Origin of the sequence: Micromonospora sp. NPDC049204 (assembly GCF_040647935.1) — a bacterium.
GTDB lineage: Bacteria > Actinomycetota > Actinomycetes > Mycobacteriales > Micromonosporaceae > Micromonospora.
This window is the reverse complement of record NZ_JBEZDC010000003.1, coordinates 615,084-630,292: the sequence shown is the minus strand read 5'-3', so window position 1 is coordinate 630,292 and position 15,209 is coordinate 615,084. Positions and strand designations below refer to the sequence as shown.

At 72.2% G+C, this 15,209-nt stretch carries 13 protein-coding genes; 6 read left to right on the top strand and 7 right to left on the bottom strand.

The window, feature by feature from the left end; translation table 11 throughout:
* Positions 1–100: 100 nt before the first annotated feature.
* The 3 genes from AB0A90_RS09025 (at position 101) to AB0A90_RS09015 (ending at position 2,651) form a co-directional block, all read left to right on the top strand.
* Positions 101–1,042: an ABC transporter ATP-binding protein gene (locus AB0A90_RS09025; protein WP_357244018.1), complete on the top strand. Its 942-nt coding sequence runs from the start codon at positions 101–103 to the stop codon at positions 1,040–1,042.
* A 10-nt stretch (positions 1,043–1,052) separates the two neighbouring features.
* A complete protein-coding gene (locus AB0A90_RS09020) occupies positions 1,053–1,790 on the top strand; it encodes an ABC transporter permease (protein ID WP_357244015.1) in 738 nt (245 codons plus the stop codon).
* Positions 1,791–1,886: 96 nt separating this feature from the next.
* The gene (locus tag AB0A90_RS09015) at positions 1,887–2,651 is read left to right on the top strand and encodes a VOC family protein (RefSeq protein WP_357244012.1); all 765 of its coding nucleotides are present in this window, start codon (positions 1,887–1,889) and stop codon (positions 2,649–2,651) included.
* A 16-nt stretch (positions 2,652–2,667) separates the two neighbouring features.
* Here AB0A90_RS09015 and AB0A90_RS09010 read toward each other — a convergent pair whose 3' ends face one another.
* From AB0A90_RS09010 to AB0A90_RS08995, 4 genes are all read right to left on the bottom strand, one after another.
* Complete coding sequence (locus tag AB0A90_RS09010) at positions 2,668–3,525, bottom strand: ABC transporter ATP-binding protein (RefSeq protein ID WP_357244009.1); 858 nt, start codon at positions 3,523–3,525, stop codon at positions 2,668–2,670.
* Positions 3,522–4,550, bottom strand: a complete 1,029-nt coding sequence (locus AB0A90_RS09005; protein WP_357244126.1) for an iron ABC transporter permease — start codon at positions 4,548–4,550, stop codon at positions 3,522–3,524. Before AB0A90_RS09005 ends, AB0A90_RS09010 begins: the two co-directional genes overlap by 4 nt.
* Before the next feature lie 55 nt (positions 4,551–4,605).
* Positions 4,606–5,535, bottom strand: coding sequence for an ABC transporter substrate-binding protein (locus AB0A90_RS09000; protein ID WP_357244007.1), 930 nt, complete (start codon positions 5,533–5,535; stop codon positions 4,606–4,608).
* Positions 5,536–5,888: 353 nt separating this feature from the next.
* Entirely contained in the window at positions 5,889–7,769 is a 1,881-nt protein-coding gene (locus AB0A90_RS08995; protein ID WP_357244003.1) for a M14 family metallopeptidase, read from the bottom strand.
* 212 nt (positions 7,770–7,981) lie between these two features.
* Here AB0A90_RS08995 and AB0A90_RS08990 point away from each other — a divergent pair, with 212 nt between their 5' ends.
* A complete protein-coding gene (locus tag AB0A90_RS08990) occupies positions 7,982–9,319 on the top strand; it encodes a C39 family peptidase (RefSeq protein ID WP_357244000.1) in 1,338 nt (445 codons plus the stop codon).
* Between the two features lie 104 nt (positions 9,320–9,423).
* On the opposite strand, the gene AB0A90_RS08985 is transcribed toward AB0A90_RS08990, so the two are convergent.
* From AB0A90_RS08985 to mqnE, 3 genes are all read right to left on the bottom strand, one after another.
* Positions 9,424–9,717 (bottom strand): DUF4229 domain-containing protein, encoded by a 294-nt coding sequence (locus AB0A90_RS08985; protein ID WP_357244123.1) that lies wholly within the window; start codon positions 9,715–9,717, stop codon positions 9,424–9,426.
* A 73-nt stretch (positions 9,718–9,790) separates the two neighbouring features.
* Positions 9,791–10,228, bottom strand: coding sequence for a hypothetical protein (locus tag AB0A90_RS08980; RefSeq protein ID WP_357243998.1), 438 nt, complete (start codon positions 10,226–10,228; stop codon positions 9,791–9,793).
* Between the two features lie 23 nt (positions 10,229–10,251).
* On the bottom strand, positions 10,252–11,421 hold the full coding sequence (gene mqnE / locus AB0A90_RS08975) for an aminofutalosine synthase MqnE (protein WP_091395685.1): 1,170 nt from the start codon (positions 11,419–11,421) through the stop codon (positions 10,252–10,254).
* Between the two features lie 238 nt (positions 11,422–11,659).
* On the opposite strand from mqnE, the gene AB0A90_RS08970 reads away from it, so the two are divergent.
* Positions 11,660–13,270, top strand: a complete 1,611-nt coding sequence (locus tag AB0A90_RS08970; RefSeq protein ID WP_357243995.1) for a C40 family peptidase — start codon at positions 11,660–11,662, stop codon at positions 13,268–13,270.
* Between the two features lie 114 nt (positions 13,271–13,384).
* Positions 13,385–15,106 carry a hypothetical protein gene (locus AB0A90_RS08965; RefSeq protein ID WP_357243992.1) on the top strand — a complete coding sequence of 574 codons (1,722 nt, stop codon included), beginning with the start codon at positions 13,385–13,387 and terminating at the stop codon, positions 15,104–15,106.
* Positions 15,107–15,209 lie beyond the last annotated feature (103 nt).

The following is a 15,209-nucleotide window of genomic DNA, read 5'->3' as shown; positions in this document are numbered from 1 at the left end:
TCCTTCGGAACCACCACGGGCAAGCAGCCATCAGCCACACCCCACCGCTCCGGGCATCCGAGACATCGATCCCGGACATCAACAATCTTATGGAGCAGTCATGACCCTCGTCCGCGCCGACCAGGCCAGCCGCCGGTACGGCGACGTCCTCGCCCTCGACCGCGTCGACCTGGAGGTCCGGGCCGGTGAGCTGGTCGGCCTCCTCGGGCCGAACGGCGCCGGCAAGAGCACCCTGATGAACCTGCTGGTGGGTCTGCGCCGCCCCACGTCCGGGCGGGTCGAGCTGTTTGGCGGCGACCCCCGCGACCCGGTGAGCCGCCGGCAGATCGGCGTCACTCCGCAGGAGACCGGCCTGCCGGGCACGCTGCGCGTCGGTGAGGTCGTCGACTTCGTCTCGGCGCACTACCCGGACCCGGTGCCGCGTGGGGAGTTGCTCGACCGCTTCGGTCTGGACGATCTCGTCCGACGGCAGTGTGGCGGCCTCTCCGGTGGGCAGCGGCGTCGGCTGGCGGTGGCGCTGGCGTTCGTCGGCCGGCCCCGCCTGGTGCTGCTCGACGAACCGACCACCGGCCTGGACGTGGCCGCCCGGCACACCCTGTGGGAGGCGATCCGCGCGTTCCACACCGACGGCGGGACGGTGCTGTTGAGCAGCCACTACCTGGAGGAGGTGGAGACGCTGGCACACCGGGTGGTCGTCATCGGGCAGGGCCGGGTGCTCGCCGACGACACGGTGGACGCGGTGCGCGGCATCGTCGGCGTACGTCGGGTCAGCCTGGTCACCGACGACCTCCCCGACCTGCCCGGGGTCGTTCGCAGTGAACGGATCGACGGGCGGCTGCACCTGCTCACCACCGACGCCGACGAGTTGGTCCGGGCGTTGGTCACGGCCGGGACCCCCTTCAGCGACCTGGAGGTGCGGCCGACCTCGCTGGAGGAGGCGTTCCTCGCCATCACCAGCGAGGACGCGCCCGGCGGGGACCGACCCGCCAGCGGCGACCGGCCCGCTACCGCCGCTGCCGGCGGCCTCACCACCACCGCCTGAGGAGGCCACCGTGCCGCTTGCCCTGGTCCACGCCCGCTACCAGCTTCTGGAGACCATCCGGATCCCGGTGGCCGTCGTCGGCAGCGCCTTCTTCCCGGCCGCTGCCATGATCTTCTTCGTGGTGCCGTTCGCCCGCGACGACGCGGTCGGTGCCACCTTCGCCACCGCGTCGATGGTCACCTTCTCGGTGATGAGCGCCAACATCTTCCAGTACGGGGTCGGCGTCGCGGAGGACCGCGACCAGCCGTGGAACCCGTACACCCGGACCCTGCCGGCCGGTGCGGCGCCCCGCTTCGCGGGTCGGGTGCTGGCCGGCCTGGCGTTGACGTACCTCTCGCTGATCCCGGTCGTGGTCATCGGCGCGACGCTCACGGCGGCCCGGATCACGCTGGCGGCGTTCCTGTTGACCGCCGTCACGGTGGCCGTCATCTCGGTGCCGTTCACGCTGATGGGCCTCGCCATCGGCTACTCGCTGCCGAGCAAGGCCGCGATCGTGGTGGCCCAGGTGGTCTTCCTGCCGCTCGCGTTCGGCGGCGGCCTGCTCTCCGCGCCGGGAGAAGCGCCCGGTTTCATCGAGACGATCGCGCCGTTCCTGCCCACCCGGGGCGCGGCCGAACTGATGTGGTCGGGGGTCGGTGACTACCCCGTCGAGCCGCTGGCAATGATCATGCTCGGCGTCTGGGTGGTGCTGCTCGCGGCGCTCGCCGCCTGGGCGTACCGACGGGACGAGGGTCGCCGGTTCAGCTGACGATTCGTCCGTTTCCGCCCCGCGCCGCAGCGGGACGGTGCCAGGATTCCGGCAGGGGGCCGCGGTGGCCACCCGGGCCGAGAGGGGTCTTTGACCGTGAGCACCGTCCCGCCGGGCACGCCCTGCTGGGCCGACCTGGCCACCCCGGACCTGACCGACGCGCGGCGCTTCTACCCCGAGCTGTTCGGTTGGACCGGCCGGGTCACCCCGGAGCCCGAGGCGGGCGGTTACACGGTCTTCCTGCTCGACGGCAGACCGGTGGCCGGGGCCGGGCCGCCCGCGATCCCGGACCAGGTGCCCATCTGGTCGACGTACCTCGCCACCGACGACGCGGAACTGGTCGCCGGCCGGGTCGAACGGGCCGGTGGGCAGGTGGTGGTGCCGCCGTTCGAGGTATTCGACCGCGGCTGGATGGCGGTCTTCGCCGACCCGGCGGGCGCCACGTTCAGCGTCTGGCAGCCGCTGGCGATGGCCGGCGCCGAGGTGTTCAACGTGCCGGGCGCGATGAGCTGGAACGAACTGGTCACCCCCGACCCCGAGGGCGCGAAGGTCTTCTACGAGCTGGTGTTCGGCTGGCAGCCCGACGACCAGGCGGTCGGCCCGATGACGTACACCGGGTGGCGGCTCGGGACGCAGATCGTCGCCGGGATGATGCCGCCGCTGGCCGACGACTTCCCGGCCGACCTGCCCGCGTACTGGACGGTGTACTTCGCGGTGACCGACGCGGACGCCGCCGCGGCCCGCGCCGCCGAGCTGGGCGGCACGATCCTCGTCCCACCCCGCGACATCCCGGCGGGCCGCTTCGCCGCACTCCGCGATCCCCAGGGCGCCCTCTTCTCCGTCATCGACCTGGGTCCCTGACCCGGCGCGTGCGCGCTCAGGGCCGGGTGGGGCGGACCGGGACCACCAGCGGGCCGTGGGCGCCGGGGACGACCCGCACGCTGGCCCGGTAGTGGGCGGCGAGCAGGTGCTCGGTCAGCACCTCGGCCGGGGTTCCGGCGGCCACCACCTGACCGCCGGCGAGCATGACCATCCGGTCGGCGTACTCGCCGGCCAGGGAGAGGTCGTGCATCGTGGCGAGGACGGTCAGGCCGTGCTCGCGGCGCAACTGGTCGACCAGTTCCAGCACCTCCTGCTGGTGCCCGATGTCGAGCGCGCTCGTCGGCTCGTCGAGCAGCAGCAGCGTCGCGCCCTGGGCGAGCGCCCGCGCGAGGAACACCCGCTGCCGCTCGCCTCCGGAGAGGGTGGCCAGCTCACGGCGGTGGAAGCCGGTGAGGTCCAACCGGCCGAGCACCTCGTGCACGGCGTCGAGGTCGGCGGTCGACTCCCGGCCCAGCGTGGGGATGTACGGGGTGCGTCCGAGCAGCACGTAGTCCAGCACCGACATGCCGGGCGGCACCACCGGGGACTGCGCCACCGTGGCCACCACCCGGGCGCGGTCCCGCCGACGCAGCGCGGCGCTCGCCGTACCGAAGAGGGTGATCGTCCCCGGCGCGGGCAGCAGGCCGCCGACGGCGCGCAGCAGGGTCGACTTGCCTGCGCCGTTCGGGCCGATCACGGTGACCCACTCGCCGACGGCGACGGTGAGGTCGACGCCGGTCAGGATCGGCGTGCCGTCCAGGCGCACGTGCAGCCCGCGCACCTCGACCGCCGGCACGACGCCGCCGCCCCCCACGGACGAAAGACCGCCGGACGAAAGACCGCCGGACGGGCCGGCGGCCGGCTCGCGGCTCATGTGAGCACCCGTCGGGCGGTCCGCAGCACCAGCACGAAGAACGGGCCGCCCAGTAGTGCGGTAACCACCCCGATCGGCACCTCGGAGGGAGCGGCGGCGGTGCGGGCCACCACGTCGGTGAGCGCCAGGAACGCGCCGCCGAACAGCAACGACATCGGCAGGATCACCCGGTAGCTCGATCCGGCGAGCAGCCGGACGGTGTGCGGCACGATGATGCCGACGAAGCCGATCAGCCCGGTGGCGGAGACCGCCGCCGCGGTGCCCAGGGAGGCGGCGGCGATCAGCAGGTACCGGGTGCGCTGCGGGTGCAGGCCCAGACTCCTCGCCTCGTCGTCGCCGACCGCGAGGACGTCCAGCTCACGGCGGTGCAGCAGCACCACGACCGTGGTCAGCGCGGCGTACGGCAGCACCAGCAGCACGTCGTGCCAACCGGCGGTGGCCAGCCGACCGAGCAGCCAGGAGTAGACCGGCTGGATGCTGTCGGAGTGTCGTTGCAGCAGGTACGTCTGCCCGGCGGAGAGGAACGCGGAGACCGCCACCCCGGCCAGGATCAGCATCGCGGGCGATCCGCGTCGCCCGCCGGCCGCGCCGAGCACGTAGGTCATCGTGACGGCCAGCAGCGAACCGGCGAACGCGGCCAGCGGGATGGTCATCGGCAGCCCGGAGAGCGTGCCCTCCCGACCGGCGCCGCCGAGGGCGATCGCCGCGGTGACCGCGAGGCCGGCGCCCGCGGCCACACCGAGCAGGTACGGGTCGGCCAGCGGGTTGCGGAACACACCCTGGTAGCACCCGCCGGCCATGGCGAGCAGACCGCCCACGAGCAGGCCCAGCACCACCCGGGGCAGTCGCAGTTCGGTGACGATCGCGGTCTCCCGCTCGGTCAGCCCACTGTCGAGGTGCACGCCCGGGATCAGGTTGAGCAGCTCGGCGGCGACGCTGCCCGGGGGCAGGCTCACCGGGCCGAGCGACACCCCGACGACGAGCGCGACGAGCACCGCGAACACCCCGGCGACCAGCCAACGCATCCGCAGCCCGGCAGGCCGGGCCGCGGGCAGCGGCCCGGTCACCGACGGACGACTGTCACGCGGGCACCTTGGCGACCGCGTCGATGATCACCCGGAGCAGGTCCACGACTCGTGGCCCCCAGCGGGAGGCGATGTCGTCGTCCAGCGCGATCACCTGGTTGTTCTTCACCGCGGTGAGGCCCGCCCAGCCGCTGCGAGCCTTGACCGTGTCGGCGCTCTGCTGGCAGCACTTGGCGTCGGCCAGGAAGACGAAGTCCGGGTCGGCCTTGACGATGAACTCCTGCGACAGCTGCGGGTAGCCGGCGCTCTTGCCGTCCGCGTCGGCCGGGTCGGCGATGTTCGTCAGGCCGGCCTGGCTGTAGAGCGAGCCGATGAAGGTCTTGCTCGTCGCGCTGTACAGCTCCGGGCCCAGCTCGTGGAAGTAGGTGAGCTTCTCGGCGCGCTGCGGCAGGTCCTTGACCAGCTTGGCGATGTCGTCCTTCATCCGGGTGGCGACGTCGGCGGCCTGGTCGGCGTGCCCGGTCAGCGTGCCCAGCTCGGTGATCTGCCGGTACGAGTCGTCGAGCGTGGTCGCCGCCGGCGTCAGGTAGACCGGGATCTTCAGCTTGCCGAGCTGCTCGACGATCTTGTTGCGGTCGTCGGAGAGCACCACGAGATCGGGATTCCTACCGGCGATCGCCTCGGCGTTCGGCTGGAAGGCGGAGAGGTCGGTCTTCGGCGCGTCGGCCGGGTAGTTCGACTGGTCGTCGACGGCGGTGACCTGCGGGCCGGCACCGATCGCGAAGAGCATCTCGGTGGCGGTGGGCGACAGCGCAACGATCTTCTCGGGGCGCTTGTCGAGGGTGAGCGCGCCGACCGTGACCGGGTACGTCGCGGCCGCGGTGCCGGCACTGGGCTTGTCGTCGGCCTTCTCGGCGCAGGCGCCGAGGGCGAGCGCGGCGACCGCGAGGGTCGCGGCGAAGAGCCGAGGGGTACGTCTGAACATGGGGGCCTCCTGTCGGTCGAGGAGTGTGGTGCTTCGCCGACAGGGACTTTCGTACGCCCGCCCACGAGGCGCCCTTCCTCGAGAGCGCGTATCGCGACCGATCCGTAGGCGACCTGGCTCATCCCCACCGGCCGGTGGGGCATCACAGTTGCGGGACAGCGCCGGGTTTCGCACCGGCTTCGCTGCGGACTGGTCGCTAAGACGGTAGCGCACCGGCGGGACAGGCCAGATCGATCAAGCTTCGATCGTCGTACGTCGATTGGCGTGACCGCCACAGGGAGGCATATGTCCCGGATCTGGAGGCTCGGGAGGGGTGGTGGGGCCCCGTCGGGGCGGGACGGGACCCCACCCGCTCAGGAGGACGTGATGGTGACGTTGTCCACAGCGGCCTCCACGAGGCTGGCTCCGGAGGCGTCCGCCGCCTCGACGAGGATGCGGACCGACTGCCCGGCGTACGGGGTGAGGTTGAGGTTGGCTACCGCCCAGCTCCCGTTGCGGTTGCTGGCCGCGCCGGCCTGGCTGAGCAGCGCGGTGGTGCCGCCGCTGTGCACCACGCTCACCCGCAGGTAGTCCGCCGACGAGGCGTTCGAGCCGTGCGCCAGGTACCAGGCGAGCGAGAGGGTAAGCGTCCCGGACGACGGCAGGGTCACCGCCGGGGACCGGGCACTTGTCACGCCGCCGTCGACGTCGTAGTCACCGGCCGCCGAGCCGGCCAGCCGGCCGGTCACCAGGTCGTTGGACCCGGCGTACGGGGTGAGCTGCTTGGCGCCGGAGGACGTGGTCGCCTGGGCGGCACCCCGCTCGAACGCGCCGAGGGTGGCGGTGTCGGTACCGGACGGGTTGATGGTCCACCCGGTGGCGGTCTCGAAGGTGTCCGACCAGACCGTGGTGCCGCCACCACCGCCGCAGTACTGCGCCTGCTTGCCGATGGCCCGGTACGGGCAGTCGGCGTACTCGCTGAGCAGCAGCACGGCCTCCCGGTTACGCGTGGTCTGGGCGGGGATCACCTCGTCGGGCGGGTAGAAGCCGCCGCCGCCGGACGAACCGGGGTACATCTCGAAGGTGTACGCCCAGATGTTGTGGGTGGCCCACATCCAGTCGAGGCTGTCCCCGTCGGTGATGTAGAGGTCGCTGGACTGCTCCGGGGTGTAGCTGTTGGTGGCGGCCATCTGCTGGCCGATGGTGGCGAAGGTGTTGTACTGGTCCGCGCTCATCCCGGTCGCGGTGTTCGCGGTGGTGTAGCCGTACGGCCAGAGCACCAACTGCGAGTACGTGTGGAAGTCGATGTTCGCCTTGATCTGCTGCACACCGCCGACCACCCGGCCGTTGACGAAGTTGCGCAGCGCCTGCGTTTCCGGGGCGGAGAACGCCGACGGGCCACGGTAGGTCTCCGACGAGGTGGTGCCGGACGAGCCGCCGCAGCAACCCCAGTTGTAGGACCAGTTGCGGTTCAGGTCGGTGCCGACGTTCGACGAACCACTGTTGGGCTGCCGGTTCTTGCGCCAGGACCGGTACGACCCGGTGGCGATGTCGTACTCGCTGCCGTCCGGGTTGACCGTCGGCACGATCCAGATCTCGCGACCGTTGACGATGTTGGTGATCCGGGAGTCGTTGCCATAGCTGTCGGTGAAGAGGTTCAGCAGGTAGATCGCCATCTCCACGGTCAGGTGCTCGCGGGCGTGCTGCTGGGAGTTGAAGAGGATCTCCGGCTCGCTCTCGTCGGTGCCGACGTTGTCGGAGATCTTCACCGCCATCAGGTCGCGGCCCTCGTACGACGATCCGATGCTGATCTTGCGGGCGATCGCCGGGTGGTCGGCGACGACCTGGTTCACGACGGCGGTCAGTTCCGCGTAGTCGTGGTAGTTGGAGTCGGCGGGCGGGAAGGCCAGCGCGCCGAAGTCGCCGGCGCCGCGCTCGGCGTTGGGCGGCGGGGCGAGCGGTTCGAGCCGGAAGCCGAGCTTGCCGATCGCGGCGGCCTCACCGGCGGTCGCCGAGATGTGCAGGACTCCGTGTTCGGAGTAGTCGATGGCGGCTCCGGTGCGGGCCACCGCGTTGCGGTCGGCGAGGGTCCGGGGCCCTAGCACCCGGTAGCTGGCGGCGGCGGCCGGCTCGGAGGTGCGGTCCGGCGCTGGTCGGGCGGATACCGGACCGGCGGCGACGGTGACGATGCCCAGCCCGGTGACGACAGCGAGCACCAGGACGCGGCGGAGAGGGGTGGGAGTGCGGAGGGCCATGGACTACCTCCTCGATGGGCGGGAGATCCCGCTCGGTGAAGGACACTTCACCATCTGTCACATGGTCATATCAATATTGATCGTTAGCTGGTCCATCCCAGGCGGATCATCGCGGCGGCAATGATTTTCCATGCGCCAACATCTGGCGAAACTTCCTTCCGAGCGGAAAACTGACCAGCGACGATGCCCCTCTCGACACCCGCGGAGCACTCATGGCCAGATCCCGCTTGCGCGCGGGCGCCCTCGCCGGCGTCACCGCGCTCACCCTGCTCGCCACCACCGCGCCCGCGATGGCCGGCCGCCCACCCGCCGCCCGCCACGACGAGCAGATCACATACCAGGACTGGTCCGGGCCCGCCGACTGGCACCGGGGCAGCCGGGACGGCACCCGCGTCGTGCCCGGCGCCCGAGCGGGCCTCACCCTGGCCCGCCCCGCCGGCACCACCGAGTACGCCGACCCACACACCGGCAGCACCCGCACCTGGGAGTACGGCACCTGGACCTCACCGGTGACCCGGATCGGGTTCGACGCCACCGAACTGATCGCCTCGTGGAACGCGGAGACCCCCGCCGGCACCTGGATCCAGGTGGAGATGCAGGGCGGCTACACCAGCGGAGACCACACCCCGTGGTACGTCCTGGGTCGCTGGGCGTCCGGCGACACCGACATCAAGCGGACGAGCGTCGAGCCGCAGGGCGATCCCTGGTCGACGATCTGGACCGACACCTTCAGCATCGACGACGCCGCCGCCGGGGTGCTTCTGCGGTCGTACCAGCTGCGGCTGACCCTCTACCGGGCACCCGGGCAGACCGCCGCGCCGGTGGTCCGGATGCTCGGCGCGATGAGTTCGACGGTGCCGGACCGCTTCACCGTGCCGCCGAGCGCCGGGCACATCGCCTGGGGCGTCGAGCTGCCGGTGCCGCGCTACTCGCAGAACGTGCACGCCGGGCACTACCCCGAGTACGACGGCGGCGGCGAGGCGTGGTGCTCGCCCACCTCCACCGAGATGGTGGTCGAGTACTGGGGTCGCAAGCCGTCGGCGGCCGACACCTCCTGGGTGGACCCGACCTACCCCGACCCGACCGTCAACCACGCCGCCCGGATGACCTTCGACTACGCGTACGACGGCGCGGGCAACTGGCCGTTCAACACCGCGTACGCGGCCAGCTACCCGGGGTTGGAGGGTCGGGTGACCCGACTGCACTCACTGGACGAGCTGGAGCGGTTCATCGCCGCCGGCATCCCCGTCGTGACCAGCCAGTCCTTCCTCGCCAGCGAGCTGGACGGGGCGAACTACGGCACCTCCGGGCACCTCTTCGTGGTGGTCGGCTTCACCGCCGACGGCGACGTGATCGTCAACGACCCCGCGTCGTCCAGCAACGAGGTGGTGCGCAACGTCTACAAGCGCGCGCAGTTCGAGCAGATCTGGCTGCGGACCAAGCGCACGAACGCCAGCGGCGGCGTCTCCGGTGGCTCCGGCGGCATCGCGTACCTGATCAAGCCAGTCTCGAAGCCCTGGCCCAAGGCCGACAACTCCACCAACTGGTAGCCGACCCAACCCACCGCCCCAACCCACCCACCCCGGCCCGCCGAACGCGGTTGATCAAGAGGTTTGCGTCAAGGAATCGGCTTGCGGTGACGCAAACCTCTTGATCAACGCGTGGTGTCGGGGCCTTGGGGGCCTTCGTTGGGGGTGGGGTCTTGGTCTTCGCCGGCCAGGGCGGTGCGGAGGCGTTCCTTCTCCGTGCGGCGGCGCTCGGTGGCGTCGGCCATCTCCCCCGCCAACTCGTCGCGCCAACCGCGCAGCAGGAAGAAGGAGAGCGCGGCGGAGAAGGCCAGCGCCAACATCAGCTTCAGGAACACGTTCATGTCGACCAGCCAGAGGCCCGCCAGCACGGCGACGAACAGCCCGATCCGGCCCAGCGTGTACTTGAGCGCGGCGCTCACCTGCACCACTCCGTTCTCTCCGTCGCCCGCCGGTGCCGGCGGGACAGTCGATCCGCCCGGCGGGCGGTCCCGGTCAGCCGGTCCGGCGGGTCAGCCAGCGGACCCCCGGGAACCAGATCATCGCGTACGCCACGGTGAAGGCCCCCGCCGCCAACGTCCCGGAGAGCAGCGTCGGCAGGTCGGCGGCCAGACCGGCGATCAGCAGCCCGACGAACACCCCGACGGCGGCGGCGACCACCGCTGCCACCACCCGGGCCGCGCCGAACGACCAGGCCCGGAAATCGTCCCAGAACAGCCAGGCGGGCAGGATCACGGCCAGCCAGCCGTTGGTGTGCCCGAAGTCGCCGGCCCCGAGCGAGGCGAACGCCCAGTCGAACAACACCAACGCCAGCGCACCGATCACCAGACCGGCCAGGCAGACCCCGAGCAGATCACCAAGGGTACGAACGCGCCCCTCGGCGTCCCGACGGGGAAACCCGCCCTGCTGCTCGGAACCACTCTGCTCGGTCATCGACTGCGAGGGTACGTGGCGGCTCAGGCCCAGACCTGCTGCGGCTCGGCGCGGCGCTCGGCCAGCGACGGGGCCTTGTCGTACTCGCGCACCACGTTGTAGCGGGTGTCCCGCTCGACCGGCTGGAAACCGGCGTCCCAGATCAGGTGCAGCAGGTCGTCGCGGTGCATCGTGTTCGGGGTGCCGTACGAGTCGGCATCGTGCGTGATCTTGTATTCGACGACCGAGCCGTCCAGGTCGTCCACGCCGAAGTTCAGCGAGAGCTGGGCAACCGACAGCCCGTGCATCACCCAGAAGTTCTTCAGGTGCGGCACGTTGTCGAAGAGCAGCCGGGACACGGCGAACGTCTTCAGCGACTCGGCCGGCGAGGCCATCGTGGTGCGCGCCTGGATCCGGTTACGGATCTTGCCGTCCGCCGAGTCGACGAAGTCGTGCTGGTAGCGCAGCGGGATGAAGACCGCGAAGCCGCCGGTCTCGTCCTGCAACTCGCGCAGCCGCAGCACGTGGTCGACCCGGTGCCGGGGCTCCTCGATGTGGCCGTACAGCATGGTGGCCGGGGTCTTCATGCCCTTGCTGTGCGCCAGGGCGTGGATGCGCGACCAGTCCTCCCAGTGGCAGGCGTGGTCGACGATGTGCTGCCGGACCTCCCAGTCGAAGATCTCCGCGCCACCACCGGTCAGCGACTCCAGGCCGGCGTCCATCAGCTCGTCGAGGATCTCGTCGGCGCTCAGGCCGCTGATCTTCTCGAACCACTGCACCTCGGTCGCCGTGAAGCACTTGAGCTTGACGTTCGGCAGCGCCGCCTTCAGCTCGCGCAGCACCTTCGGGTAGTAGCGCCAGGGCAGCGTGGGGTGCAGGCCGTTGACGATGTGCAGCTCGGTGAGCTGCTCGTCCTCCATCTCCTTGGCCTTGCGGACCGCCTCGTCGATGCGCATCGTGTACGCGTCCTTCTCGCCCGGCTTGCGCTGGAACGAGCAGTACGCACAGGACGCCGAGCAGACGTTCGTCAGGTTGAGGTGCCGGTTGACGTTGAACATCACCCGCTCGCCGTTCAGCTCGGTGCGCTTGTGGTGCGCCAGCCGCCCCAGCCAGGTCAGGTCGTCGCTCTCGTAGAGGGCGACCCCGTCCTCGCGGGTCAGCCGCTCACCGGCGTACACCTTCGCTTCGAGCTCACGCTTGAGTCCGGCGTCCATGGCACGTCCCTTCCACCTGCGGTCGAATCGAGCGTACGTCGAGGGGCCGAGCACCCCGGCGGCACGGTCGGCGACAGCGACCCACTTCACCAGACTCTCAGCCTCCCGTAACCCTGCAACGCATCGACATGAGTGGCGAGGTGCGGTAGTAACAAGGTGGGGCGGAACACACACACTGGTACCGTCCCGGCGGCCGCGCCCACCGAGCGCGGCGACGAGCGGTCGAACGGGGAGCGGAATGGTCTACAGCGGGCGCGGGCGACGGCAGCGACGACGGAGCCCGGTGATCTCGCCGGTCCTGCGTCCGAAGCTCTGGGCCGCCCTGCTCGGCGCGATCGCCGCCGCCGTGATGGCCACCCCCGTCTACGCCGATCCCGCGGTGCCCACGACCGTGCCGGACATCGGCGCCCGCCCGCCGGCGGTCGGCGCGCTCCAGCCGCCCGGCGTCCCGCCCTTCGGCGGTGCCCCGACGCCTCCGGTGGGCAACATCGGCACCGGCCCGCTGGCCGCACAGATCTACGCCGCCGAGACCCAGGTCGGCACGCTCGGCGAGGAGTTGCTGAAGAGTCGGCAGAAACGCACCGACGCCCAGGCCCAGCTCGACGCGGCCGGCAAGGTGCTCGCGACCGCGCAGGACGCCCTGCTCCGGGCTCAGCAGGACGCCGACGCGGCCGCCGCGGACGCCGTCAAGGCAGACGCCGCGCTGCCGCCCGGCGATTTCGCCCAGGACCTCCGTGGGCTGAGCCGCCTGCAGCAGATCACCCGCGGCGAGAAGGTCGACGGCGGCACCACCGGGGTGGCCGGGGCGTTGGCCCGGGCCCGCGCCGACGAGCAGGCCGCCTACCAGAAGCACACCGAAGCCAAGGATCTGCTCACCGCCGCCCAGTCGCAGTTCACCACGGGCGAGACGGCACTCCGCGCGGCCGAGGCGAGCCTGCTCACGCTGCGCAAGAACAACGCCACCCAGCTGATCGAGATCGAGCGCCAGCAGGAAGCCACCGAGCAGCAGTTCGGCGCCGGCTACGTCACCAACCAGAACATCAGCGGGATGGCCGCGCACCCCCGCGCGATGGCCGCGGTCCGCTACGCGCTGGCCCAGCTCGGCGACCCGTACAAGTGGTCCGAGGAGGGCCCGAATCAGTTCGACTGCTCCGGTCTGATGTGGGCGGCGTACCGGTCCCCGGGCGCCGACTACTTCGACCTGCCGCGGGTCTCCCGCGACCAGTACGCCGCCACCCGGAGCCGGACCGTGCCGCAGAGCGCGCTGCTCCCCGGCGACCTGCTCTTCTTCGCGTCCGGCAGCAGCTGGACGACGATCCACCACGTCGCCATGTACATCGGCAACGGCAAGATGGTGCAGGCGCCCACCACCGGCGACGTCGTCAAGATCTCGGTGGTCAGCTGGTCTCGGCTGTATGCCGCGACCCGGGTGATCGGCGCGGTGCCGGCACCGATCGTGACCGTTCCCACCGTGCCGGTCACGCCGCCCACCATCAAGCCCACCCCGAAGCCGACGCCCACGCCGACGACCAATCCGACGCCCACCGGGTCGGCCACGCCGCCGCCGAGCGGACCGACCACCACCCCGACGCCGACGGACAGCGCGACGACGCCACCGCCCACGACGCCGCCACCGCCGACGCCACCGCCGACGACGACGCCACCGCCGCCCACGCCGACCGAGAGCGCCTCGGAGACCCCGCCGGCCACCCCGGACAACACGCCGTCGACGCTGCCCTCGGCGCCCACCAGCGCACCGAGCAGCGGCGAACCGCCGAGCACACCGAAGGCCAGCACGAGCGGGACGGGCAGCGGCAGCTCGACGGGCAGCCCCAGCGCCACTGGTTGATCCGCCACGACCGGCTCCGGCTGTCCGCTCGGGACGATCTGTGGCACCGTGACATCCAGGCACATCCGACCCGACGTCTCGGGTCCGGGTGCGAGCGTGGCACGGAGGGCGGAGATGGCCGAGCAGAGTGATCCGGCGGAGACTGTCGACCCCAGGGTCGAGCAAGCCGACCCATCCGGGCCGGGCACCGTCGACCCGGCGTCCCCCACCGACGCCTCCGCGGCGTCCCCTGCCGCCAGCCCGGCCCGCACCGCCTCCAGCCCGGCGGACCCTCACGCCGGCCCGGCCAGCACGGACGCCGGCCCGGCCAGCACGGACGCCGGCCCGGCCAGCACGGACGCCGGCCCGGCCAGCACGGACGCCGGCCCGGCCAGCACCGCCGCCAGCCCGGTTTCGGACGACATCGCCACCGGTGACGACGCCTCCGGCGACGCTGGCGCTGCTCTCGGCAGCAGCGGGGTCGGCGCGGACGTTCCCGGCCCGGACGCCGGACAGCCGGTAGTCACCGGCCCCAGCGGCGGCCAGTCTGCCCCCGCCGGAGATCAACCGGAGCAGGCCGCCGCACCGGTACGCGCCCGCGCCAGCGTCGCGACCGCCGGGGCTCTCCGCAGTGACCTGCCGGCCAGCGCCCCGGTCAGCGCGACCACCTACCGCGCGACCGGCTCAGCCGGTTCGTCCGGGTCACCCGGCCCCGTCGACGTCTCGTTGCCGGGGCAGCGCAACGACTCGGCCGCGCCGGCCCGGGCCAGCGCCACGGTTCCCGGCAGCAGTCGGGCCACGCCCGATGCCCTGGGCGCTCCGGACGCCCGGAGCAGCACGCCCGGCGTGTACCGGGCCGGACCGGTGCGCCCCGAGCCAGCCGACCCGGGGCAGGCACCCGAGCCCGCCCAGCCGCCGGAGCCGACACCCCCGCCACCCGGTCCTGGGCCGACCCAGCCGTCGCCAGCCGAACCGGAGCCCGCTCCCGCCCCGGGGCCGTACCCGCCCGACCCGAGGCCGACGCCCGGGCCGGCCCCCCGGCCCACGCCGTCCCCCGGTCCGGTCCCGCCCGTTCCGGGTCCACCCATCCCGCCGCCCTCGCCGATGCCGCCCATTCCGGGTCCGCCGGCGCCGCCCATTCCGAGCCCGCCCGTGCCGCCACCCGGTCCGCCGGTGCCGGCGCCACCCGGCCCGCCCGGCCCGATGCCGGCACCACCGTTCCCGCCGCCGCCAGCGATGATCGACACGCCCGGCGTGCGGGCCAGCGCGGCGGTTTCCGCACCGTCGGGTGGGTGGCCGTCCACCGTCGGGACGGCACGCCCGGCCTCCGGCGACGGGTGGACCGGGGCACCCGTCTCCGCGCCGCCCGTGGTGCCCGCGCCCGCCCTGCCGAGTTGGCCGCCGTCCACCACCGGCGTTTCCCGGTCGGCCGGGAGTGACAGCGGACAGCCGCGCGTGGCCTCCGGCGCTTCCCGCTCGACCGGGGATGGCGGCGGAAGCCCGCTCGGGGCCGCGTCGACAGGCAAGCCTTCGGGTGGCTCCACCGCCCGGGGCGCGGCCAGCGGCGGCCGGCACGACGGCGGCTCTGACCTGGCCGGCACCGTCTACGGCAGCGGCGATGGGCCGGGCTTCGCCACGATCGCGATCCCCGCCAACGCGGTGGAGAATTCCGGGTCGCTGACCGGGCACATCCTGGCCCAGGGATGGGCGGACACGCCGGCCGAACGATCCCGGAACACCCGGGTGATGATCGTCCTGGCCGCCGCCCTCGGGCTGCTGGTGGCGATCAGCGTCATGGTCGTACTCCTCGCTGGTGACGCGCTTGACGGTCTGGTGGGCAACGTGCTCAACGGGTGAGCCACCGAGCGGGACGATGGTGAGTCCGCCCACTACCGTCCGGCAACCGGCTGGCGGCTTCGCCGGATCGCCGTACACTTGCTGAGATCACTGACCCGGCGCG